Origin of the sequence: Streptomyces chisholmiae (assembly GCF_031845445.1) — a bacterium.
GTDB lineage: Bacteria > Actinomycetota > Actinomycetes > Streptomycetales > Streptomycetaceae > Streptomyces > Streptomyces chisholmiae.
The window spans coordinates 188400-211205 of record NZ_JAVREO010000005.1 but is presented as its reverse complement, the minus strand read 5'-3'; the positions used below and the strand labels follow the sequence as shown (position 1 = coordinate 211205).

Genomic DNA, 22806 nt, shown 5'->3' with positions numbered 1-22806 from the left:
CCGGGCGGTCCTGCGCGCGTTCAACTGACCGGGGGCGAGACCGAGGTGGGTGGGTCGGTGGTGAGGGGCGTGTGGAAGGCCCGGGTGGCTTCGCCGAGGGGGGCCAGCGCGTCGGGGGCCAGTCGAGGGAGTAGCGGGATCGCTCGCCGCCACTCGTCGTCGGCTAGCAGCCGCCGCGTCAGCGACCGGGCCGTCGCCTCGTCGGGGGCCGCGCTGGCGCCAGCGGCGCACGCGAGCGCCAGGCAGAGGCGAACGAGAGCGTCGTCCGCGTCGGGGTCGGCGGCGAGCGTGACGGGGACGCCCGCCAGTTGGCTGGCGACGGCGGCCCGGGCCGTGGCGCGCTCGGCACGGGTCGGCGCCGCCTCAACGACGCGCAGCGCCTCGGCGGTCTCCCCCTCCACGGCTCGCAGGACGGCGAGCGCGGCGTGCGGCACCCGCGCCGGGTCGAGGGTCCGCAGCCAGTCGCTCATCAGGTCGGCTCCGGGGGACAGCTCCGGGTAGGCCTCGAACCGCCCCAACAGGGCGAGCACCAGCGCCGCCGGCACGGGCCGTTGCTGGGGCGGTTCGGTGACGAAGCCGGTGGCGTGCCGCAGCACCTCCCGCAACTCGGAGCCCGACATCGAGCCAGACTCCGGGCGGTCGGGAACGGCGAGCACCAGGGCAGCCAGCCGGGGCAGCGGGTTGACCGGACTGCCGGTGCCGACGCGCAGACTCAGCTGTGTCAGCAGCGGATCGACCACCTGGGCCGCCGCCTCCGGGGCCCGGCGGGCCAGGCCGGCCGCGACGGCGGTCAGGGACTGCCGGATCTGCCCGCGGAGTTGGCTGGTGGGCACGCCGTCCCCGGGGTCCCGGTGCCGGGCCAGCCGCACGGCGGCCGTCGCGTCCCCGGCGTGGGCCAACGCCTGCGCCACCACGCCCCGCAGTACCGGATCGGGCACGCCGGTGGCGAGGCGCGCCGCCTCCTGCGCGTGGCTCGCCGCGGCCGCGTCGCGCCCGCCCAGCGCGCAGCCCAGCGACAGCGCCGCCAGTAGTCGCGCGCGGACGGGCGCCTCAAGGTGCCCTGAGACCAGCCGGGTCGCCTCGGCCGCCTCACCCGCCGCGCCGAGTGCCTGGACGAGAGCCGGTGCCCAGTCCTCGCCCGCGTCGACGGCCGACACCGGCACATGGCGGAGAGCCGCCTCCAGCAGGGCGCGGCAGCGCGGCGGGTCACCGTGCCGCAGCCGCCGTTCCGCCCGCGCCACCAGCCGCAGGTGCGCCGGCTGGCCATCTTCGGCCGGGGCCGGGGACGCCGTCCGTGGTGCGGGCGGCCTCTTCCGCGACCGCGGGACAACGGGGGGCAGTTTCTTCCGCTGGCGCGCCAGCGCTCGGCTTTCCGCGTCCTTCACCCGCCGGCGTGCCTGCCGCTGTTCCCACTCCGCCTCGTCGCGGGTGGCGGCCTCGACGCCGAGGCGCTCCGCGCCCGCCGCGATGCCCGCCTCGGCACGTTCGGCCAGGTCGTCGTCGAGGAGCCCGACCCGCCACTCCTCCCGGTGCGGCGTCAGTAGCTCGCGCAGTTCGTCGAGGGTGCGCGGGTTCAGCTCCACGTCGGCCACCGCCCGCACCACGCGCGCCAGCGTCGCGGCGAGCTCCCGGCGCAGGTGCGCCTGGTCCTCGGGGGACAGCTCGGCCGGTGCGGCCAGCGCGCCGGACAGCCGCTCCAGCGCGGCCCGCGCCAGCCCGGACGCCGCCTTCCACCGGCGCTTCGCCAACGCCGAGGCGCCCAGCGCCAGGATGTCCACGGCCAACAGGCCGTCGCTCGGCTCCAGTTCGGCGCAGATCGTGGCAATCGCGTCGCTGGCCTTTGGGCCCAGGGCGGGGCACCGGGCGACGATCACCGCGAGGATGTCCACCGCGTCGACCCGGGCCCTGAGGTCGCCCGCGCTGAGCGCGTCGATCCGGTCCCGCACCGCCTTCGCCACCCGCTTGTCGGAGTCACCGAGGAGGTGGACCGCCGCGATCAGGGTCTCGACGTCGGCCGACCCGCTCACGACCACGCACCTCAGCAAGGCCCGCGCGGCTTCGGTCGCGTTCTCGTCGAGGAGCAGACGGGCGGCCTCGGCAACCTCAGCCAGGGCGTCCGTCTCCGCGGCGGAACGGGGCCGCGTCCAACCCGAGCCGTCGACGCACCCGGCCGCCTCCTCGGCGACCTGGCTGGCCCTCGGGAGGCCGTGGCGGGCCAACTCCACCGCGATATGGGCCAGTCGAGCCGCCCGCGCCACCGGGGCCGGCGCGGACCGGGCCAGCGCGAGGGCCCGGTCCATGTCGCCGAGTCGGGCGAGGAGCGCGGGAGCAGCGAGCGGAACGTGCGGGGCCCGCGCCAGGAGCAGGGTACGGGAGACGGCGTGCCGGGCCGCCAGGGCGAGGCCGGCCGGGCTGTCGTCGGCCGGGTCGAACGTGGCGCTCAGCAAGTCCAGTTGGGCGAGGGCCAGGTCGAAGCCGGCGGTGGCGGCAAGGCGCAGCTGGCGGCCCGGATCCAGCACGTACCCCGTGCGCCGGTCGCCTTCGGGCAGCAACCGGAGATACTCCACGAGCAGGTAGCGGGGCGTTCCCTCGGGCCACCCCGCGGCCCGCCAACGGTCGGCCCAGGCGTGCAACAGAGCAGCCTGGCGGCCCACTTCGGTCGGGCCGATCGCCCGGCGGACCGACTCCGCGATGCCGTCATGGCTCAGGCCGTAGCTCCCCAGCCCGGGGTCCCCGAGTACCAGGCAACGCCCGTCCGCGCCGCGCAGGAGGCCCTCGATGTGGGGCGCGTCCACGCCGGTCAGCTCGGCCAGTTCCGGCACCCGCAGGCCGCCGCCGGCCACCGCGAGCAGCTCCACCACCCGCCGGCCCCGGTCGTCCGAGCGGAGCCGGTCCGCCCGCGCCGCTGCCTCGCGCTCGATCCGGACCGCCCGTTCCGGGGAGCCGGCCCCGAGGGCACGCAAGCACTCCTGACGCCGCAGCGGGTGCTCGGCCGGTAGCTCGGCGGGCAGGGGCGCGGCCGCGCGCAGGGAGAGAACAACCCGCAGGTTGGCGACGGGGCGGACGGGCAGCAGCGCCGCGATGCTGCCGGCCGGCGCGGACCAGGCCGCGTCCTCGTCGAGGCCGTCGACCACGAGCAGCAGCCGGCGCCCCCGCCCCGCGGCCTTGGCCGCGGCCAGGGTGAGCAGCTCGGCGAACGCCTCCGGCGTCCCGGGGTCGGGAACGGATTTCGCGTTCCGGTGCAGGAAGGCCCTGGCCTGCCGGCCCAACTCGGCGCTGAAGGCCGCCCGGTGGTGGGTGCCACGGGCCGCGGACACGAAGAAGTTCAGCACGTCGACGTCCGGCGACGGCCGCTTCACGTAGTCAGCGAGCAGCGCGGTCTTCCCGACCGGAAGCGCGGCCTCCCAACACAGATACCCGGCCGCCCACGGATCATCGGCATCCTCGGCCCGAACGAACGCGTGCAGGGCGTCCCGCTCCGCCTTCCGCCCCACGAGACCGCCCCGGGGGCGCAACACCGGAAGGTGGGCCCGCACAAAGGAGTTGGAGGGGTCCTGACGTGGTGAGAACTCCTGCCGGGCCCGTTTCTCCTCGACCGCCTCGTGCTGCGCCGCCCGGAGCGCCGCCTCCCACTCGGCGTTGCTGTGCGGCGGGTGTTCGAGCATGGCCTGCAGCGTGCTGATCAGGCCCCAGAAGGTCGTCTCCGACTCCTCGGTGGCGGCGGGGGCCGTGGTGCCGGCCTGCCAGTTCCTGAGGGTGCCCAAGGTCAGGTGGTGTTCCGCGCACTTCCGGATGGTCGGGCGCAGGCCGAGCCCCGTCCGCTCCATCAGCCCCCGCACCATCGAGCCGAGTCGCCGGCGGGCCGCTCCGCCGTCATGGTCCGTCATCACGCTCCTGTTGATCACGCCTCGGCCTTCAACGTCAGGTAAGGGGCAGGTGACCTGGGCACATCCGCGTTTTGTCCCGAAGCCCGTCGCTGCACACCCTCCCAGGCTCCGAAGCTGAGGCCATCAACCGAGAGGTCGCCCCCCGGGGCCCTCCGACGGAAGGTTTCCCGTGTCGCAGCTTCCCCAACTCCTCGACAACGTAGCCGCCCTGACGGCCGCCGCCGGCCTCCTCTACGGAGGGACCCTGGCCGTCGTCGCCCTGACCTCGGTCCTGGCCCCCACGGCGGAACGCCGTCGGGACGCGCGCTCCACCCTCACCATCCTGATCAGGCGCCGCCGCTCGGGTTAGTGGGGAAGTCGACGGCTTCGGTGGCTCCGCTGAACCCGAAGTGAACTCGACAGTATCGGTGGCGCCGGTGGCGTATAGCGAACTGATCTACGGACGGCAACTGGCGGCCACCCGTGACGCATTGGTGCCAGAATCGGGCGTGCGGACCGCATCGGCCCCGCATCGGTGCCCTTCATCTCAGCCAGTTGGGTTGGGGCGGGGGATGTCGATACGGGAGGTGATGATGCGTAGCCTGCGTAGCTGGCTGCGGCGGCATCGAAGTGAGCTCGTGCTTGCCTTCGTTGCCGCAGTAACGTCCGCAGTGGTGGCCGAGGCGCTGGACCTGGTCCGGTAGGCGGCCGTTCTTGGCGTGATTGCCACCAAGAACGACCGCCGGCCCCGGCTGTCTCGTCGGGTTCCGCCCCGTGTCGGCGGTGCGGAACCCGACGGTTAGTTGACGTGTTCGAGCCGCCAATTCTGCCGAGGTTGCCGAACGCGTCGGCAACCCTCCAGCATATGAGTTGTTGTGGCTCCGGCCTAGAGCTGAAGCCCCGGCTCTGATCACGCGCCGCCGCGCGATCAACAGATGTCCCGCGACCCGGCGGGATGGCCCGTCGACAGCCTCCGTGGCTCCGTTTGGGATTCTCCCCGCGTGCGCGGGGGTGTGCGGGCACCGCCTCCGGATCCGGAGGCGGTGGCTGATCATCTCGAATCCGCCTCGCGAGGTCGGCACAACTGTTAGCGTTCTTATCGTTCCGGAACGTCACCGCCGTGTCCTGCTGGCCTGGTTCAGAAAGCGGTAGTCAGGCATTGCCCGAAGTACCCACCCGTGAACGTGTCCTGGGGCGTCCGAGCTGGGACCCCAGGTCCCAGCCCTGTATTCCCACCGTGGCGCTCGACGGCGCCACGGCCCACCACTCCCTGCGGGCCGTCTTCGCCGAGGCCGACCGGCTGAGTGCCATCTCGTGTGCCACGCCGGGCGAGACGGTCGCCGTCATCGAGTTCCTGTTGGCCATCTGCTTCGCCTCGGGCACCTGTCCCGCGGACGCCGACGAGTGGCGGACCTGGATCACCGAGGCGCGTGCACTCGACTCCGCCGCCGAGTGGTTGGCTGCGCAGCCGGCCGACGCGTGGGACCTGTTCCACCCCGAGTTCCCGCTCGGGCAGAACGCCCTGCTCAGGCAGGACCTCGACGCACACGGCACCGGCACGGCCCAGTTGGTCATCGAGCACACCGGGGACTACAGCCAGCTCTTCGACCACCACCATCTGGAGCGTGACGACCCGCTGCCCGCGGCCGACGCGTTCCGCGCCATGCTGACGCAGCACGTGTACGCGCCGTCCGGTCGGGCCCGCATGTCGGGGGAGAGGCTGGGGGCGAGCGTGACCAACCTGTCCGCCGGCCGGCTGCTCGGGCGGGTGCGGGTGGTCGCCCTCGGGCGCACCCTCGGCGAGACGCTGCGCCTCAACCTCTATCCGCCCGAGGGCCCGAGCGGTCCGCTCAACACCTCGTGGACCACGGCGGGGATCGAGCGCCGCACGTTCGAGGCGAAGGCCAAGCCCAGGGCGCCCAGGGACGCGGCGGATCTGCACAGCGCGCTCGGCCGCTCGATCGCGCTGCGGCCGAAGCGCGCGCCGGGTGGCCAACTCGTCGTCGACCGGGTCCTGATCGGAGCAGGTGAGGTCCTCGCGCTCGATCCGGAACGCCACCTGCAGGACGCGGTGTTCCGGCAGACCACCAACGGCCTGTCGAAGCCGCTGTGGCCCTCGCACACCCGGGCACTCTGGCAGGACGCGCACGCGCTGTACGGGGCGGTGCGGGAGGCCGGTTCGGGCCTCTACGCGCGGCTCCGCTCCCTGCCCTACACGCGACGGGGCCCGGGCGCCCCGTACCAGATGTGGGCGGTGGGGCTGCTCGCCAACAAGTCCCTGCCGGTCGCCTGGACGCAGGGCACCTACCCCTACGCGCCGGGCCTGGCCCGGCACCTGCACCACGCGTCCTACCGTGGTTCGGTCGTCGCCGAGCACGTGGCGGACAGCCTGAAGCGCGCCGCCATCGTGGCGGCGGAGATCGTCTACCCGGCCGCCCACGCCACCGACGAGGGCGGCAAGGTGGCCCGCTTCGACGCCCGTTGGACGTTCTGGCCCGCCGCGGCCCAGCCGTTCTACGAGCTGCTGGACGAGGTGGTCGAACGCGGGGCCTTCGACGACGACGACCCGGTGTCGGAGCCGCTCATCGAGTACGCGCGCACCCTGTTGGCGTCGGCCCGCACCCATCTCGGCAACTGCCTCGACTCGCTGCCGCCCAACGACCGGGGCCACCGCGCCCGCGCACGGGCCGAGCAGCGGTTCGAGAAGGACATGAACCACCAGAAGGTCCCCGAACTCCGAGGGGAGATCGCCCATGACTGAGGACAACCATCCCGGTGACGCCGTCCCCCGCGACGCCGTCCCGCACGACAGCGCGGCCCTCACCACCTGGTTGACCACGCTGGTGCGTAACCGCGAATACGGCACCCTCGCCGACCTGCGGCGCGCCAGGAACCCGACCAACGCCCACATCAGGGCCGGCTGGTACGGCGGCGACGCCCATCGCGAGCTGTTCGAGCGGATGGCCTTCCTGTTCGCGATCTACCACCAGGGCCGCCCGGCCCCCTCGTTCGGACACGGCAGCTTCGGCGCCGCGGCCCGCCGGATCGGCGACGGCACCGCCCGCGGCCCGGAGAACCCGGGGGCGCAACGGCTCCTGGACCGCGTCGTCGCCAGCCGCCGCGTCCCCTGGCGCCACCTCCAACACGCCATCACCCGGCTTCGCTCCTGTGAACAGGCGCCGCCCTCCTGGACCCAGCTGACCGAGGACCTGATCCGTTGGCACGACCGCAGGGAGCGGGTCGCCTACCGGTGGTCGGTCGAGTTCCACACCCCGGTGACGGTGAGCCAGACAGCAACGAGCAAGCAGACGACGCGGAAGGACGCGAGCACGTGACCGAGGCCCCCCGAAGTCAGTTCCTCTCCCTGCACCTTCTAGAGACCCTCGTCGCGGTCCTGCCGGTGCGGGACGAGAACGGCCAGCCCAAGAGCCTTGTCTACGGTGGGGCCGAGCGGCACATGATCACCAGCCAGGCGCGCCGGCGGGCCGAGCGGGTGTACGCCCGCGACCGTGCCAACGCGGGCCTCGGCGCGCTCAGGGGGCGGAGCATGGGCATCAGGACGCGGGAGTGGGCGCTGCTCGCCGGCCGGGAGCTGGAGTCCGCGCACGGCTGGGAGAAGGAGGAGGCCGTCGTCACCGCCCGGGCGGTCATCGAGGCCAGCGGCCTGAAGTTCGGCGACCCGGCCAAGAAGACCGTGGCCAACCTGACGAAGGTGCTGATCTTCGCGCCCGCCGACGCGGGCGAGCGGATCGCCACACACATCGCCGCGCACGCCGACGAACTCAGGGCCTGGCGTGAGGAGTACCTCCTCGTGCAGGCGGAGACCGCGAAGAAGTCACGCCGGGGCGCCAAGAAGAAGGCCGAGACGCCGCCGGCGGAGGAGGAGAGCGGCCCGGGGTCCGCCGCCAAGCTGCCGCCGCTCCCCAAGGCGACCCGGGACGCGGTGCTGCTCGCGATCGCCCCGCGTGACGCCGTGGACATCGCCCTCTACGGACGGTTCCTGGCCGAGGTCCCTGACTCGCCGAACGTCGACGGAGCGGTCCAGAGCAGCCACGCCTTCACCGTGCACGAAGCGGAACAGATCGACGACTTCTACGCGGCGGCCGACGACGCGAAGCTGGACCGGAAGCGGAACGCCCTGAGCTTTCTCGACGCGGCGGACGACGCCGGGGCAGGCATGACCGGGTACCAGTCCCTGATCTCCGGCACCTTCTACCGACACGCGGTGCTCGACCGCTGGCAACTGCGCGCCAACCTCCGGGTGGCGGGCATGACGGAGGCGGAGGCCGAGGAGGCCGCCCGCGACGCGGAGAAGGAGTTCGTCAACGCCTTCGTGGAGGCGTTCCCGGAGGCCAAGAAGAACTCCACCGCCTCCACTGGCTCGCTCCCCGCCCTGGTGCTCGCGTTCGAGGGCGAGCGCCCCTACAACTACGCGGCGGCCTTCCAGCGCCCCGTGGACGAGGCCCCCGAGAGCGCCGGCGGGGACGGCCCGGCCGGGCCGGCCGCGGTACGCCGGCTGCTGCGTCACCACGCCTTCGTCAGCAGGCGGCGCGCGGACCTGCGCACCGCGCGGATCCTCACCTACGACCCCCAGATCGACGAACTCCTCGCGGGCACCACCACACTGGCCGCGACGGTGGTGGAGAGCGCCGAGGACCTCACCCCATGAGCCAGCCGCACGTGCTGCTGGTCCGGCTGGCCGGGCCGCTGCAGTCCTGGGGGCTGACCAGCCGGTTCGCCCGCCGGGACAGCCACTCGCGGCCCACCAAGTCCGGGGTGGTCGGGCTGTGCGCCGCCGCTCTCGGCCTGGACCGGGCCGAGCCGCTCGGTGAGCTCGCCGCCGTGCTCTTCGGCGTGCGGGCCGACCACCCCGGCACCCCGCTGCGCGACTACCACACCGTCGGCGGCGGCTCCTACCCGCTGCGCCCCCGTGACCTGGTGACCGACCACCGCCGGGCGGCGGCCGTCGAGCCGGACGCGGCCGCGTCCGCGTCCGACCGGGCCGCCGGGCCGTTCGGCCGCCGGACCCTGGACGGCTGGTACGGGGCGCCGAAGAAGGTCGCGGCCGACCCGGTCTCCGGCGCCCTCGTCTCCGGCGAGATCCGCCGCAACGCCATGATCACCGAGCGCTGGTACCTCGCCGACGCCGCGTTCCTCGTCGGCCTCCAGCACACCGAGCCCGCGCTGCTGGAACGCGTCGGGCACGCCCTGGAACATCCTCGGCGCCTCCTCTGGCTCGGCCGCAAGTCCTGCCCGCCGACGGGCCAGTTGACCCTCGGCGTCGTCCCCGGCACCCTGTCGGAGGTTTTCACGGCCAGCGCCCTGCTCCCCGCCGAAGGCGAGGCCGCGCCGCCGACCGGGACCCGCCCGTACGCGTGGATCGAGAGCCCGCGGCCGCTGCCGGGCGTCGGCCCCGTCCACGACCAGCCCGTGCGGTTCGACGCTGACGGGCCGGTCCACGGCCCACGGTGGGAGACCCGCCACCGCATCACCATCGCCCCGCACGCCAGCGACTGGGACATCATCCTGTGAACACCCCCGCCCCGACCTCCGGAAGAACGAGCAGGTTCGTCACCACGCAGGCCCTGCTCGCCCTGGACGCCCGGCACCCCCTCGCCGCGAAGTCCCTGATCGACGCCCAGGACATGCATCGGACCGTCATGAGCGGCTTCCCCGGCTGGGTGGACGACGGCAGTCCCGACGCCCGGGCCCAGATGGGCGTCCTCTCGACGTGGACCATCGACCTGCGGCAGGCACAGCTGTCGCTCGTCGTGCAGTCCAGCGTCCCCAGCGACTGGGGCCGGCTCCCCCGGCAGGCGCTCGCCGAGGAGCCGCGGATCCTGACCGTCGACCGCGCCTTCCGAATCGGCGACCGGGTCGACTTCCGCACGGTGGTCAACCCGGTGCGCAGCCGCCCGCCGGCCCCCGGCTCCCCGCCCAGGACCCGTGGGACACGGGTCGCCCACACCCGCCCCGAGCATGTGAAGGCCTGGTTCGTCCGCCGCCTCCAGCCGGCCGGTGAACCGGCCGTCGCACCGGACGGGGTGCCACGCATCGGCGCCGACGCCGACCCGGAGCGGCTGGCTTTCCGGATGCTCCCCAAGGTCTCCAGCACGGCACCGCACAAGGGGCTGCGCATCGCCCGCGCGGAGATCAAGGGCACCCTCACGGTCACCGACCCGGCGGTCTTCGTCGCCGCGCTGACCAGGGGGATCGGCCATGCCCGCGCCTACAGTTGCGGCCTCGTCCTGGTGCGCTGAGCCGGCGCGTGACGCCGTCGCTGACGCGGACGGGCGAGGGCGGCGCGGCGGGTGACCGGCCAGCTCCTCCCGCTCCGTCATCGGGGCGGTGACTTGGCGAGGTAGAGCGGCGCGTGTCGGTGGCCGGGCCAGGAGGGGTCCGGGGGGCCGAGGTGCGGTGCGGCGATGATCTCGGAGTCCCGCTCGGGGCCGCCGGCCAGGCACACCGAGAGTTCGGAGACCAGGTCGTCGAGGTCCTCCGCCAGCTCGGCGGAGTACGCGGCGACGGCGAAGTGCAGGACGACGGCGCCGGGTCGGGGCTCGACCGCGATGCCGAGCAGGTCAGGTCCGATCAGCCCCAGCGCCGCCTGACCGGCCTGCAGCAGCAGGTAGTTGCACCGCAGCAGGTCGCGTTCCTCGGCCGCGGTGAGGCGGGGGTTGTAGTACTGCCGGGCGGGGTGGTCCACGCCGGCAGCGTAACCGGCCGGCCCCGGGCGGCCGTTACTTCTTGTCGGCGTCCCAGGAGACGCCGACCCAGCTCTCGTAGGAGCGCAGCAGGACCGCCAGGGCGGCGCCGAGGCGCCAGTCCCACTCGGGGGCGTGCAGCAGCAGCCGGTCGCCGCCGGACCGGAACTCCAGGGGGGACTTCCCGGCCGCGCGCCAGATGACGCGGCGTGGCCCGCGGGCGACATCGCCGCCGCCGGAGAGCAGACTGGCCACGACGACGAGCGCCTGCACCGGCATCAGCGGCCACCACACGCACCACCAGAGGATCCGCCCCTTGAAGCCCACCGCCGAGGGGCCGCCGGCCGGGGTCACCGTCCAGTGGGTCCTGATGCCCCGGCCGCGCAGCGCCTTCGCCCGGACGAACGTGCCGAGCACCTCGCCCCGTGGCCCCAGCACCTGGTAGGTGGCGACGCCACCGGCGGCCGAGGTGGTCACCAGGGTCAGCAGCCGTTCCCCGCGGTCCTGGTCGGCCCACAGGACGAAGGACCTGGCCCCGCTCCCGCGGGCGGCCAGGTAGGCGGGGACGCCGCCCGGCGGCAGCAGGCGCTCCGGGTAGCCGACCGTCCGCGTCGTCCCCGAATCGTCGGTGAACTCGACCTGCCAGCGCAGCGGTTGGGGCGCGCCCTCCGGGAGGACGACCCGGCTGTCGTGCCGCGTGCCCTTCATGGTCAGTGCCCTGCTCATGCCGGTGTTCCTCCCTGGTGGCGGGAGCCCCACGGGTGGCCCGCCGCGCGGCGTCCGCCGGCGGGTGCCGCGCCGCGGCGGGGCGTGCGCCGCCGCCTGGCTCCGCGGCAGATCCTATGACCGGCCACCGGCACCACCGCGCCGGCGTCGAGGTCGGGGACGCGGCCGGTGCGGAACCGGGACGGAGCCGGTGCCGAACCGGGACGGAGCCGACGGGGAACCTGGACGAGCCGACGGGGAACCGGCGCGGAGCGGTGGGCCGTCGCGCCGGCGGGAGGGGTCCCGGGGCGGGCGCGGAGGATGGGCCTCGCCATCGACGGAGGGAGGCCCGCGATGACCGCGGTGCAGGCGGACTGGTTGACCCTGCTGTGCGCGGCCGTGGTCGTGCTCACCTTGCCGCTGGCCTTCGGCGCGCGGCGGTCGGCACTCAAGCGGGGCGAGCCGATGCCGGGTTGGGGGAATGCCCTGCAGGGGGTGGGGCTGGTGGCGGTGCTGCTGATGGCGCTGGTCAACGTCGTCTGGGGCGGGGCGTAGCCCGGCCGGTTCGGACCGCGGGGTGGGGACGCCGCCCACCGGGCGAGGGGCCCGGTGGGCGGCGTCGGCGGTGCGGTCAACCCGGGGCGGCTCAGGAGAAGTTGACGTCGCTGCAGATGAAGTACGTCTGGTCCAGGTGCGAGGCCTGCCAGATGGTGTAGACGATGTGGTGCCCGGTGCGGCCCGGGGCGCTCACGTCGAAGGTGATGTCCGAGGCCGGCGGGTAGCTGCCGGTCTCCGCGACCAGCTCCAGGTCGCCCCAGCCCAGGGCGTCGGTGGTCGGGTCGAAGCCCTGCTCGGTCACGTACACCTGGAAGTAGTCGGCGCCGTGGCTGGCCGTGTCGTACAGGTGGACGCTGAAGTCGTTGCCGACGTCCGTCGGGGTCCACGGGCCCGGGTTGTCGAGCGAGGTGGCCAGGCCGCCCTGCGCGTCGCCGGCGCTGCACAGCTTCCCGTCGGGGATGTTGCCCTGGAAGTCGCCGGCCAGGTTCTCCCGGAACAGGCTCATCCAGTTCCACATGGTGTTCGGGTTGGCCTGGAAGGCCTGCCAACACATGGGGTCTTCCTGCTCCATGGCCGGGTTCATGTGGTCGTCACCCCACCGGTCCCAGCAGCCGTAGGAGCGGGAGGCGGGGTCCACGATCGAGCCGTGGGCGTTCGCCGAGTCGCTCCACGGGCTGAGAAACAGGGTGATCAGGCCGACGACGCCGGCCAGCAGCGGGGTGATCACCCGCAGTGTCCAGCGGCGTGCGGGGGTGTCTGCGTACATCGCGCGGTCTCCCTCTTCCGGAAGGGTGGGGGTGGAGATTCCGGTGTGGGAGCGCTCCCGTTCGGTGGATTACCCGCCGACACACGCCTGAAACAGTGCGCGGCGTACGGGGGTTGGCCGGACACCTGGCGGGCGCCCGGTTCCGGGTGGGGGCCGTCGTCATCGGTCGTCCACGGCCTCTTGCCCGGACCTCCACCACCGCCCCAACCCCACACCGGACACGGCCAGCGGCCACACACCACGGGGCCCTCGCCGGCCCGCCGGGTCACTAGGGTGAGGAGGACAGTCGATCCCCACAACCGTTCCCTTTCACAGGAGTTGAGGACTGTCGTGCGTTCCCCCACTCGCAAGCAGGCGGCGCTGGTCGGCGCCGCGCTGGTCGCCTCCCTCGCCGTCGCCGCCCAGGCCGTCGGAGTACCGGGAAGCGACCTACCGGCAGGCGGCGACGACGCGCCGCAGGTGCCCGCCCCCGACCTGGCGGGGGTGCGGGCGGCGCTGACCGAGGCGACCGGGCTGGGCGCGCCCGGGGCCATGGCGCGCTTCGACGGGCCGGACGGCGCGCTCTCCGAGGTGGTCGGCGAACGGGAGGCCGGCTCCGGGGAACCGATGGACACCGAGGCGCGGTTCCGCGTCGGCAGCGTCACCAAGTCGTTCTCCGCCGTGGTGCTGCTCCAGCTGGTGGGCGAGGGTCTGGTCGGGCTCGACGACCCGGTCGAGGCCCACCTGCCCGGCCTGCTGCCGGACGACCGGATCACCGTCCGGCACCTGCTGAGCCACCGCAGCGGGCTGTACGACTACAGCAACGACATGTTCGCCCAGACCGTGCCGGGGTTCGAGGCGGTGCGTGACGCGGTGTACCCGCTGGAGGAGCTGGTCGCCCTGTCGACCGCCCAGCCGCTCACGGTCGAGCCCGGCGCGGCCTACGCGTACTCGAACACCAACTTCGTGGTCGTCGGCCTCCTCGTCGAACACCTCACCGGGCTCCCCCTCGCCGAGAACTACCAGGAGCGGGTGATCGGCCCGCTCGGCCTGACGGAGACCGCGTACGTGCACCCGGAGACCACCATCCCCGGCGCGCACATCGACGGGCACCTCACCCCGGACGAGCCAGGGGAGCCGTTGGTGGACTCCACGGAGCAGACCGTCTCGTGGGCCCAGTCGGCCGGCGCGATGATCTCCAGCCCCGCCGACCTCAACCGCTTCACCAGCGCGCTGCTCGGCGGCGAGCTGCTGGCGCCCGAACAGCTGGACGCGATGCTGGAGATGGCGCCGACCGACGACACCGGCACCCGCCACTACGGCCTCGGCCTGCGGCGCTACGACCTCTCCTGCGAGGTGTCGGTCTACGGGCACACCGGCACCGTGCAGGGGTACTACACCTACGCGTTCAGCACCGAGGACGGTGCGCGCAGCCTGGCCGCCACGGCCAACACCTCGAACAACGGGGTGGTGAACACGGCGCTGGGCGACACCCTGGAGGCCGCGTTCTGCGGTGCGGAGAGCGTCGAGCCGGCGGAGACCGGCGCTGCCGCCCGGCAGCGGACCGAGTCCGGCGAGGGCGCCGAGGGCCAGCGCTTCGTGGCGCCGGCCGAGCCGGACCTGCCGGCCGAGCTCCAGTCGAACTGACCGGGCGCGGGCCCGGCCCACGGCACCCACGGTCGGCGGACGACGAGTCCGTCGGTCGTGGGTGCTGTCGCGCGCGGGCGCCGCGGGTCGTGGGCGCGTGCACCGGCGTGGTGCACGGCGCGCCGGCGCGCGGCGGTTGGCGCGCGTCGTGCGGTGGCCGCGTCGCGACGTAGCGCACTTGACTGGGGGTCAAGGGGTCGCGGGTTCACGTCCCAGCGCTCGCTGTGACCTTCGCGCCTGCCGGTCGCCCGGGCGGCGTGGCTGTTCCCCGGCGTGGCCCGTTCCCCGGCCCGTTCCCCGTTCCGGCGGCGCCGGCCCGGCCCGGTGGTCAGCCCTCCGTGTCCGGCCTCGGCGGCGTCGCGCCCGCGCTGACCGCCTCGACGACGGCGGCGACATCCGCCCGGCTGGTGGGGTCGGTGTCCATCGAGTTGTGGATGCTGAAGCCCTCCACCAGCGCGTCCAGCGCGCGGGCGGTGCGGGCGTCGAAGTGCTTGCCCAGCGCGGCGCGGCTGGCGCGCATCCAGGAGCCCACCACGTCGCGCAGTGCCGGGTCGCGCGCGGTGAAGGCGTACAGCTCGTAGCTGAGCACCAGGTCCCTGGGGCGGCCCCAGACCGGGCCGCAGATGATCTCCACCACGGCCGCGCGGGCCTCCCGCACGTCGCGCGCGGCGTCCAGCAGCTCGCGGTAGCGGTCGGACATCGACTCGGCGAGCCGGGTGAAGGCCTCGACGAGCAGCTGCTGTCGGCCGTCGAAGTAGTACGTCATCGAGCCCAGCGAGACGCCGGCGGCCTCGGCGATGCGGCGCTGGGTGGCCCCGGTGACCCCGTGCTCGGCGATCACGTCGAGGGCCGCCTCGATGATCCGGTCCCGCCGGCCGGGGTCGTTGGGCCCGCGTGAGCTTCCGGTCATGGTCCTTGGTCCCTTTCCCTCGGCACCCCTCGGCAGGTACCTTTGCACACGCCCGAACATGTACATCCGTACATTCTCTGTTTCCGGGGCGGTCGTCGACCGTTCCCGCCGTGACCCGCCTGGAACGAGTCCGCCGTGATAGACCTGGCCACCCGCCGCCGCAAGACGGCGCTGTTTCTGTTCTTCCTGCTCCCCGGCCTCTCGATCTCCTCGTGGGTGACCCGCACCCCCGACATCAGGGACCAACTGGACGCCTCCACCGCGCAGATGGGCGTCGTCCTGTTCGGCCTCTCGGTCGGCTCCATGCTCGGCATCCTCAGCTCCGGGGCGCTGGTGGCCAGGTTCGGCACCCGGCCGGTCATCGGCGTCGGCACCTCGCTGGTCATCCTCAGCCTGGCGGTCATCGGCGGCGGCACGCTCCTCTCCTCCGCGCCCGTGGTCACCGTCGGGCTGCTGCTCTTCGGCGCCGGCATGGGCGGCGGCGAGGTCGCGGTCAACATCGACGGCGCCGAGGTCGAACAGCTCACCGGCCAGACCGTACTGCCCACCCTGCACGGGTTCTTCAGCCTCGGCACCGTGGTGGGGGCCTCGCTGGGCATCCTGTGCACCGCCGTCGAGTTCCCCGTCCAGTGGCACCTGCTCGCCATGGCCGCCGCCGCGGCCGGCATGTTCGGCTACGCGCTGCGGGCCATCCCCGCCGGCGTCGGCCGGACCCGGCGCGCCGGCGGTGCCGGCCAGGCCGACGCCGCGCCGGCCGGCGGCGCCCGGCTGTGGCGGGAACGGCGGCTGCTGCTGATCGGCGGCATCGTGCTGACCATGGCGCTGGCCGAGGGCGCCGCCAACGACTGGCTGCCGCTGCTCATGGTCGACGGCCACGACATGGACCCGGCCCTGGGGTCGGCCGTCTACGCGGGCTTCGCCGCCGCCATGGCCGTCGGCCGGTTCTGCGGCGCCTACGTCATCGACCGCTTCGGCCGGGTGGCCGTCGTCCGGGCCAGCGCGGTCTCCGCCACCATCGGCCTGGCCGTCGTCATCTTCGCCGACTCCCCGGTGCTGGCCGCCGCCGCCGTGCTCTTCTGGGGCCTGGGCGCGTCGCTCGGTTTCCCGCTGGCACTCTCCGCGGCCGGCGACTCCGGGCCCGACTCGGCGGCCCGGGTCAGCATGGTCGCGATGATCGGCTACGTCGCGTTCCTCGTCGGCCCGCCGGGGCTGGGCTTCCTCGGCGACCACTACGGGCTGCGCGCCGCGATGACCGTGGTGCTGGCCTTCGTCGCCGTGGCGATCTTCCTCGCCCCGGCGGTCAACGTCCGCCGCGGCACCCCGGAACCGCCGGCGACGGAACCGCCGGCGACGGAACCGCTGGCGACGGAACCGCCGGCGACGGCGGACGAGCCGGAGCCGGCGGGGGAGTCCCGTACCGGGCAGGGGCGTTGACCACGGGCCGCGCCAGCCGGCGGGGCCGTCCCCGCGCTACGGACGCCACTTCGGGCGGAGGCCGGGTCCGGCGCCGAATGGCTGACCCGGTGTTCGACGACGGGTCCCCGCTCGCGCCCGCGGGCCTCGCCCCGAGGGTCTCGATCCCGGGACCGTCCCCGATCCCGTTCCCGTCCCCGTTCCCCGGAGGGTCCGCTTGCGGACGGCGCGGTCCCGCGGCTCGTCGCGGTCGGCGTCACTCCAGCGGGTCGTGGGGGCGGAGGCGGACCTCCTCGATGTCGAGGCGGCGTTGGAGTTGGAGCAGGACCGCGTCGTCGATCTCGTGCTGGTCGCGCAGGCGCAGCACGGTGGCGCGCTTGTGGTCGAGCAGGGCCAGGCGCAGCGTGGTGTAGTCGTGGTCCAGGCGCAGGGCGTCCGCGTCCTCGACCTCGCCGCCGTCGGCGCGCACCACCTGGAGGTGGATCTCGTACTCCCGGCGGGTGCGCCGGGCGACCCTGGGGTCGACGCCGAGGCGTTCGGCGACGGCCGGGATGGCCCGGTAGGCGTCCCGCATCGCGGTGGTCTCGGCGAGGAGCCGCTCCTCGGCCGCCGAGGTGTCGCGCGGCAGCCGCGCCCAGCGGGTCACCCGGGGCAGCAGCAGCCCCTGCACCACCAGGGTCACCAGGATGACCCCGGTGGTGACGAAGATGATCATGTCCCGGTCGGGGAACGGCTCGCCGGAGTCGAGCGCCTTCGGCACCGAGAGCGCCACCGCCAGCGACACCGCGCCGCGGAACCCGCACAGCGCGCTGACCAGTCGGGAGCGGCCCGACCCGCGCCGGCGGCGCTGCGCCGGCCGCCGGTCCAGCAGCCGGATCAGGTAGGGCACGGTGAACAGGAACGCGAAGCGGGTGCCGACGACCAGCGCGGAGACGATGACGACGGCGGCCAGGGCGTACCCGAGCCGGGCGCCGCGCAGGTCGTGCACGGCGGCCTGCACCTGGAGGCCGACGAGCACGAACAGGGCGCCGTTGAGCAGGAACGTCGCCAGCGACCAGAAGTACTCGGCCTGCCGGCGGGTGGCCGCGCCGCGCAGCCGGGGACCGGCCTGGCTCATGGTCAGGCCGGCCACCACCACGGCCAGCACGCCGGACGCCTCGATCAGCTCCGCCAGCAGGAACGCGCCGAAGGCGGTCAGCACGATGGTCAGGTTGGCCAGCAGCGGGTCCTCGTTGACGTGCCGGCGGATCCGGTAGCCGAGCCAGGCGGCCAGCGCGCCGGCCGCCGCCCCGCCCAGGTAGGAGAGCAGGAACAGCCAGCTCACATGGGGCAGCGTCAGGTGGTCCTCGCCCACCGTGATGCCCACGGCGAGGGCGAACACCACCAGCGCCGTACCGTCGTTGATCAGGCTCTCCGCCCGCAGCAGGGTGACGTTGCGCCGGGGCAGCGAGCGGGCGAAGACGCCCACCGCGGTGGCGTCCGTCGGCGCCACCGCCGCGCCCAGCACCCACGCCGCCCCCCAGCCGAGCCCGAACGCGTGCGCCACGGTGGCCACCACCCCGGCGGTGGCGATCACCAGCGTGGTGCCGAGCAGCAGCACGCCGCGCAGGTCGCGGCGGATGCCGCGGAGCGAGGTGGTGAGGCTCTCCCAGTAGAGGAGCGCCGGCAGGAAGAGCAGCAGCACCGCGTCCGGCGGCAGGTGCACCTCGCGCAGCGCTGGCACGAAGCCCAGCAGGACGCCGATGGCCAGCAGCGGGATGGGTGGCGCGAGCCGCAGCCGGCGGGCCAGCACGCTGCCCGCCAGCAGGGCCAGCCCGAGGATCACCACGAGTTCGAGACCGTGCATCCGCACCCTCCCTGGAGCCGGGGCGCCGGGTCGGGCGCCGGGGTCGCCGGATCGAGGGTCGCGCACCGACCGGGGCGCGGGGCGGCAGGCGGGGCCATGGACAGGGCCACCTGGCGGGGGTGCGCACACCGCGACCGCCGGCCCGCGACCCGATCGGCGTACCCCGACGCCCGCGGCGGTGCGTGCCGGCGCCCCGGGGAGGGTGGAGCGGAACGGCGGCTCGCGGCGGGGCGGGTGCTGGACGGTGGCCCCCGGCGGAGCGGGCGCGGAACGGCGGCTCGCGGCGCCCGCGTTCGGCGACCGGGCGCCTGACCGCCTGACCGCCCGGCCGCCGGACCGCCGGGCCCACGGCCCGGGGCCGGCCCCGGGCCATGGGCCGGGCCGCGTCAACCCGCGTCAGCGGTCAGTGCGGCAGGCCGCGCTCTATCCGGCCGAGCCGGGTGGTGATCTCGGTGAGCGCGGTGCGCAACCACGCCTCCTCCGTGTCCCGTTCGAGCCGGATGCGGCCGAAGGAGACGCCGAAGTAGAGCGCCGAGAGCACCGCCGGGGTGACGGTGTCGGCGACGCCGGAGCGGCGCATCGCCTCGCCGGCCGGGCCGGCGTCGCGGATCAGGCCGAGCAGCAGGTGGCTGGCGGTGGTGACGTCCGAGCCGTGCTCGGTGGCCTGTGCCGCGCCGGTGGCCAGCGCCGTCCTGGTACCGGCCGACAGCCGGGGCGGGCCGGCCGCCGGGGCGACGGCGTCCGCGCGGTGCGCGGCGGCGGCCCGGGCCAGCGCCCGCCGGATGTCGTCCCGGGGGAAGCCGAGCCGCTCCACGGTGGTCAGGGCGACGCTCTCGCCCTCGTCCAGCAGGGCGTTGAGCACGTCGGCCGTGTCGACCTCGGCCGCGCCGCGGTCGGCCGCCGCGGACCTGGCCTGCCGCAGGATGAGCGCCACATGGTGGTTCGGGGGCGGCGTCAGGTCGGTGGGCTCGGTCGGCCCCGGCACGGCAGTGGCGGTGGGTGAGGTGGCGCCGGTCGGGCCCGAGGCGCTCTCCAGCGCCTGGGTGAGCGCGATCTGACAGATGCGCGAGATGGGGAGTTTCGCCTCGCGCACGCGGTCCGCGAGGCCGTCGGGGAGGTAGACGTTGACCTTGGGCACGGAGGCATCCTGTCACGGACGGCTACCTCCCGAGGGTGGGTTGCCGGCCGTATACCCCCAGGGTTATAGTCGGGCTATGTCTGCGTTGCTGACCATTCGTCGCGCCGTTGACTACGGCTGCGTCGCCAGCGCGCTGTGTCTCGGTCGCTGATCTTCCTCATCTCACCCCCTTTTCACGCCACGTCCGCCGTTCGCGACGCCCGGGTCCGCCCCCGGCGCGCGTCGCCGCCCGTGGCGCCCCGAGACAAGGCAGCGACCCGATGACCGAGCAGCACCCCTCCTCCCTTCCCTCCCTCGACGGCGCCGAGCCGTTCGGCGCGGACGAACTCGCCGCCGCGCGAGCCGACTTGGCCGCGTCCATCGGCCGGCTCTTCGGCGCCTCCGTGATGTCCGCCAGCGGGCACGGCAACGTCAGCGTCCGGCTGCCAGGTCACGACGACCTGCTCGCCGTCAACGCGGGCGAACTGCTGCGCCCGCTGCCGGCCGGCGACCTGCGGGTCGGCGTGCCGGGCCTGCGCACCGTCAACGACGACGTCGTGGTCGTCAACCTCGACGGCGAGGTGCTCTACGGCCGGCCCAGCCCGTCCGTCGCGGCCATCCTCACGATGCACGTCGGCGTCTACCGGACCCGGCCCGACGTCCAGGCCGTCATCCACACCCACTCGCCCCACGCCACCAGCTACGCGCTCGCCGCGGTGGCCCTGCCGGCCAGGTACGAGGCGCTCCTCGTGCACGGCCAGCGGGTCGACGTGCCGGTGGCGCCCTGGGCGCCGCGCGGCACCAGCGAGGCGGTGCGGTCCATCGCCGACACCTACCGGGCCAACCCCGAGACGTACGGCGTGCTGTTGGGCAACCACGGCCTGCTCGTCGCCGGCGACAGCGCGGTGCACGCGGCGCGGCTGGTGACCGCGATCGAGGAGGCCGCCGTCTCCAGCGTCGGCTCGCTGCCGCTCGGCGGCCCGGCACCGCTGCCGGAGTACGTCCGCGACCTGGACCTGCGGCTCCGTTTCTAGCCCCGCACCCGCCCGCGCGAGACGGCCCAACTCCCGGCCGTCCGCCCCCCGTTACCGCCCGCACCGGCCGACCTCCGGCCCGGCGCCCTCCTTCCAACGGGGTGCCGAGAGCCCAAGGGGCCCAGGCCCCAAGGCCCCCGCGACCAGAACCCCCCGCGATTCCCCGAGAGTTCCCCGTGAGCCCCCGCGCGTCCCCGTCGGACCTGGGCGGTTGCTCCGGGCGTCCCCTGAGAGTGAGCACCATGATGTCCACCAGCGCCTCGACCCGCCGCCGTGCCCGCCGGGCCGCCGCGACCGTCGGCACCGCCCTGCTGCTGACCGGCGTCCTGGTCGCCTGCGGCGACGACGGCGCCGCGACCTCGGGCGACTCCGACGCCCCCGGCGGCGACGGACTCACCACCGTCACCCTGGCGTCCGCGCCGCTCAGCCACCTCGCGCCCATCCATCTCGCCCAGGAACAGGGCATCTTCGCCGAGCACGGCCTCAACGTCGAAGTGGACACCGAGAGTTCCGACCTGGTCTCGGTGCCCTCGGTGCTCGCCGACCGGGTGGACTTCGCCACCGGCGACCTCACCACCCTGATCGTCGCCCGCGCCCAGGGTCTCGACGTCAAGGCCGTGGTGCCGGCCTCCGCCTCCACCGGCGTCGCCGGCGAGGACTACGGGGCGCTGGTCGTCGACGGCGACTCGGGCATCACCCGCCCCAGGGAGCTGGCCGGGAAGACCGTCGCGGTCAACAGCCTGACCAACATCGCCGCCGCCGCGGCCCGCGAGGCGGTCAGCGCCGACGGCGGCGACCCCGACTCCGTGCGGCTGGTCGAGCTGCCGTTCCCGCAGGTCCCGGCCGCCGTCAGCACCGGGCAGGTGGACGGGGCCTGGGTGGTCGAGCCGTTCCTGTCGGCCGCCGAGGCCGAGGGCGCGGTGCCGATCGGCTGGGGCTTCACCGACCTGGCCGAGGACCTGACGGTCTCCGCCTGGTACACCTCGGGCGCCTTCGTCGAAGACAACCCGGAGACCGTCGAGGCGTTCCGCGCCGCCGTCCGCGAGGCCTACGCCTACGCCAGGGAGCACGAGGACGAGGTCCGCGCCGTCATCCCGACCTTCACCGAGATCAGCCCCGAGGTCGCCGAGTCGATCACCATCACCGGCTGGCGGGACGAGGTCAGCCGGGTGGCCGCCGAGAAGCTGGCCGACTACGCGCTGCGGGACGAACTGATCGACGCGGCACCCGACCTCGACGGGCTGATCCTGCCGTGACCACCGACACCGCGCCGGGCCCGGTGGGTTGGCGCAGCGGCTGGGCGCTGGGCGCCCTCGGGGTGGCCGGCGCGGCGCTGCTCTACGAGGTCGCCGTCCGGGCGCTCTTCGAGCCGCGGCACGTGCCGCCGCTCAGCGCCTGCCTGCCGGCCGCCGTCGAACTGCTGGGCACCGGGGCGTTCTGGTCCGCGACCGGCGCCACGCTGGGCGCCGCCGGGCTGGGCACCGCGCTCGCGCTGCTCGCCGGGATCGCCCTCGGCTTCGGCATCGGCTCGGTGCCGTGGCTGCTGCGGCTGACCTCCTCCACCCTGGACTTCCTGCGGCCGGTCCCGCCGATCGTGCTGATCCCGGTGCTGGTGTTCCTGCTGGACGTCGGCCAGATCACGGTGCTGCTGGTCGCCGTCTCCGGCTTCTGGATCGTGCTGTTCCAGGTGCTCTACGGCCTGCGGGACGTGGACCCGGTGGCCGTGGACACCGCCCGCTGCCTGCGGCTCGGCCCGCTGGCCAGGGCCCGGCACGTCACCTGGCCGACCGTGCTGCCCTACCTGGCGACGGCGCTGCGGCTGGTGGTCTCCGTCGCCCTGGCGCTGGCCGTGACCGGCGGCCTGGTGATGGGCGCGGCGGGACTCGGCGAGCTGATCTGGCGCAGCCAGGAGGCCGGCGAAGTCACCCGCATGTACGGGCTGGTGCTGCTGACCGGCTGCCTCGGCGTGGCCCTCGACCTGCTGGCCCGGGCGGCCGAACGGCGGCTGCTGCACTGGCATCTGGCGACCCGAAGGGCGGCCCTGACATGACCGGCACGGGCCCAGGAACGGGAACGGGGACAGGAACGGGTACGGGCCCAGGAACGGGCACCGAGACCGAAACGGGCACCGGCACGGCGACGGGACCAGGCACCGGAACAGGCACGGGCACGGATTCGGCGACGGGAGCGGGCCCGGCCACGGGGCCGGCGGCCGGCGCGGGCGCCCGCCGGCGTGGGGCGCTGGCCGCCGGCCGGCGCGC

At 74.5% G+C, this 22806-nt stretch carries 19 protein-coding genes; 12 read left to right on the top strand and 7 right to left on the bottom strand.

Features of this window, described 5'->3' with window-relative positions; genetic code table 11:
• Positions 1-20: 20 nt before the first annotated feature.
• Positions 21-3887: a hypothetical protein gene (locus tag RM844_RS10515; RefSeq protein ID WP_311666764.1), complete on the bottom strand. Its 3867-nt coding sequence runs from the start codon at positions 3885-3887 to the stop codon at positions 21-23.
• A gap of 169 nt (positions 3888-4056) precedes the next feature.
• On the opposite strand from RM844_RS10515, the gene RM844_RS10510 reads away from it, so the two are divergent.
• The 6 genes from RM844_RS10510 to RM844_RS10485 all read left to right on the top strand — a co-directional run bounded on the left by RM844_RS10510 (position 4057) and on the right by RM844_RS10485 (position 10126).
• Positions 4057-4236, top strand: coding sequence for a hypothetical protein (locus tag RM844_RS10510; protein WP_311666763.1), 180 nt, complete (start codon positions 4057-4059; stop codon positions 4234-4236).
• A gap of 750 nt (positions 4237-4986) precedes the next feature.
• Complete coding sequence (locus RM844_RS10505) at positions 4987-6627, top strand: type I-E CRISPR-associated protein Cse1/CasA (protein WP_311666762.1); 1641 nt, start codon at positions 4987-4989, stop codon at positions 6625-6627.
• On the top strand, positions 6620-7201 hold the full coding sequence (casB, locus tag RM844_RS10500) for a type I-E CRISPR-associated protein Cse2/CasB (protein WP_311666760.1): 582 nt from the start codon (positions 6620-6622) through the stop codon (positions 7199-7201). The genes RM844_RS10505 and casB overlap by 8 nt, the downstream gene beginning before the upstream one ends.
• On the top strand, positions 7198-8535 hold the full coding sequence (locus RM844_RS10495) for a type I-E CRISPR-associated protein Cas7/Cse4/CasC (protein WP_311666759.1): 1338 nt from the start codon (positions 7198-7200) through the stop codon (positions 8533-8535). Before casB ends, RM844_RS10495 begins: the two co-directional genes overlap by 4 nt.
• Positions 8532-9398 carry a type I-E CRISPR-associated protein Cas5/CasD gene (gene cas5e / locus RM844_RS10490; protein WP_311666758.1) on the top strand — a complete coding sequence of 289 codons (867 nt, stop codon included), beginning with the start codon at positions 8532-8534 and terminating at the stop codon, positions 9396-9398. The genes RM844_RS10495 and cas5e overlap by 4 nt, the downstream gene beginning before the upstream one ends.
• Positions 9395-10126, top strand: a complete 732-nt coding sequence (locus tag RM844_RS10485; RefSeq protein WP_311666757.1) for a type I-E CRISPR-associated protein Cas6/Cse3/CasE — start codon at positions 9395-9397, stop codon at positions 10124-10126. The genes cas5e and RM844_RS10485 overlap by 4 nt, the downstream gene beginning before the upstream one ends.
• A 77-nt stretch (positions 10127-10203) precedes the next feature.
• On the opposite strand, the gene RM844_RS10480 is transcribed toward RM844_RS10485, so the two are convergent.
• Together RM844_RS10480 and RM844_RS10475 are read right to left on the bottom strand one after the other, a co-directional pair.
• Complete coding sequence (locus RM844_RS10480; protein ID WP_311666756.1) at positions 10204-10572, bottom strand: hypothetical protein; 369 nt, start codon at positions 10570-10572, stop codon at positions 10204-10206.
• Positions 10573-10606: 34 nt separating this feature from the next.
• Positions 10607-11296: a hypothetical protein gene (locus RM844_RS10475; protein WP_311666755.1), complete on the bottom strand. Its 690-nt coding sequence runs from the start codon at positions 11294-11296 to the stop codon at positions 10607-10609.
• Positions 11297-11629: 333 nt separating this feature from the next.
• Here RM844_RS10475 and RM844_RS10470 point away from each other — a divergent pair, with 333 nt between their 5' ends.
• Positions 11630-11830 (top strand): hypothetical protein, encoded by a 201-nt coding sequence (locus tag RM844_RS10470; protein WP_311666753.1) that lies wholly within the window; start codon positions 11630-11632, stop codon positions 11828-11830.
• 91 nt (positions 11831-11921) lie between these two features.
• On the opposite strand, the gene RM844_RS10465 is transcribed toward RM844_RS10470, so the two are convergent.
• Positions 11922-12599 carry a lytic polysaccharide monooxygenase auxiliary activity family 9 protein gene (locus RM844_RS10465; RefSeq protein WP_311666752.1) on the bottom strand — a complete coding sequence of 226 codons (678 nt, stop codon included), beginning with the start codon at positions 12597-12599 and terminating at the stop codon, positions 11922-11924.
• Positions 12600-12929: 330 nt separating this feature from the next.
• Between RM844_RS10465 and RM844_RS10460 the strand changes: the two genes are divergently transcribed.
• Positions 12930-14225, top strand: a complete 1296-nt coding sequence (locus tag RM844_RS10460) for a serine hydrolase domain-containing protein (RefSeq protein ID WP_311666751.1) — start codon at positions 12930-12932, stop codon at positions 14223-14225.
• 328 nt (positions 14226-14553) lie between these two features.
• Here RM844_RS10460 and RM844_RS10455 read toward each other — a convergent pair whose 3' ends face one another.
• Positions 14554-15135: a TetR/AcrR family transcriptional regulator gene (locus RM844_RS10455; protein ID WP_311666750.1), complete on the bottom strand. Its 582-nt coding sequence runs from the start codon at positions 15133-15135 to the stop codon at positions 14554-14556.
• 138 nt (positions 15136-15273) lie between these two features.
• Between RM844_RS10455 and RM844_RS10450 the strand changes: the two genes are divergently transcribed.
• On the top strand, positions 15274-16569 hold the full coding sequence (locus tag RM844_RS10450; RefSeq protein ID WP_311666945.1) for an MFS transporter: 1296 nt from the start codon (positions 15274-15276) through the stop codon (positions 16567-16569).
• 235 nt (positions 16570-16804) lie between these two features.
• Here the strand turns inward: RM844_RS10450 and RM844_RS10445 are convergent, their stop codons facing one another.
• Entirely contained in the window at positions 16805-18394 is a 1590-nt protein-coding gene (locus RM844_RS10445; RefSeq protein ID WP_311666749.1) for a Na+/H+ antiporter, read from the bottom strand.
• Between the two features lie 403 nt (positions 18395-18797).
• Positions 18798-19532 carry a Clp protease N-terminal domain-containing protein gene (locus RM844_RS10440; RefSeq protein ID WP_311666748.1) on the bottom strand — a complete coding sequence of 245 codons (735 nt, stop codon included), beginning with the start codon at positions 19530-19532 and terminating at the stop codon, positions 18798-18800.
• A 260-nt stretch (positions 19533-19792) separates the two neighbouring features.
• Here RM844_RS10440 and RM844_RS10435 point away from each other — a divergent pair, with 260 nt between their 5' ends.
• The 3 genes from RM844_RS10435 to RM844_RS10425 all read left to right on the top strand — a co-directional run bounded on the left by RM844_RS10435 (position 19793) and on the right by RM844_RS10425 (position 22595).
• The gene (locus RM844_RS10435) at positions 19793-20545 is read left to right on the top strand and encodes a class II aldolase/adducin family protein (protein WP_311666747.1); all 753 of its coding nucleotides are present in this window, start codon (positions 19793-19795) and stop codon (positions 20543-20545) included.
• Positions 20546-20787: 242 nt separating this feature from the next.
• A complete protein-coding gene (locus tag RM844_RS10430; protein ID WP_311666746.1) occupies positions 20788-21801 on the top strand; it encodes an ABC transporter substrate-binding protein in 1014 nt (337 codons plus the stop codon).
• On the top strand, positions 21798-22595 hold the full coding sequence (locus RM844_RS10425) for an ABC transporter permease (RefSeq protein ID WP_311666744.1): 798 nt from the start codon (positions 21798-21800) through the stop codon (positions 22593-22595). The genes RM844_RS10430 and RM844_RS10425 overlap by 4 nt, the downstream gene beginning before the upstream one ends.
• The last annotated feature ends 211 nt before the right edge of the window (positions 22596-22806 follow it).